The 408-nt window shown below is 45.3% G+C and carries 1 protein-coding gene; it reads left to right on the plus strand.

Annotated elements, in window-relative coordinates:
- On the plus strand, positions 1–408 hold a 408-nt coding region (locus M3677_RS17630), incomplete at both ends, for a hypothetical protein (protein ID WP_251161230.1).

Here is a 408-nt window from a genome sequence, read left to right on the forward strand (position 1 = left end):
TATCAATTTCATCCTCGGAAATAGCTGATTATATTGAACATAAAACGCTGCCAGTCTTCCAAGATCCTGATTTTGTTGTGGAGTTTCGTTCAGCCTGTTTGTTGGAGAAATTTGCCATTGAATTGATGATACGAACGGCGAATAAGACCCGCGCGAAGATTATTCCCAACTTTTATGGAGATGATGGTCAACCGGTGCAATTAACGGCAAACGGTTCTGTTGAAACTAGCTCTGCAATTAGAAGCCCCATTATCGTAATTCCTCAGGGCTCAGCTAGCGCCTCCGCTAATGTTCGTATGAGAACGGACGCTCGTTGTTTTTCCTCGTGGCCAAGCTCGGCGCCCTTGGATGGCCGTCCTGCGGTGACAACTGTAATTCGAGTTCATAATTCAGCTGCATTATCAGAAT

Origin of the sequence: Curtobacterium sp. P97 (genome assembly GCF_023712445.1) — a bacterium.
Taxonomy (GTDB): Bacteria; Actinomycetota; Actinomycetes; order Actinomycetales; family Microbacteriaceae; genus Curtobacterium.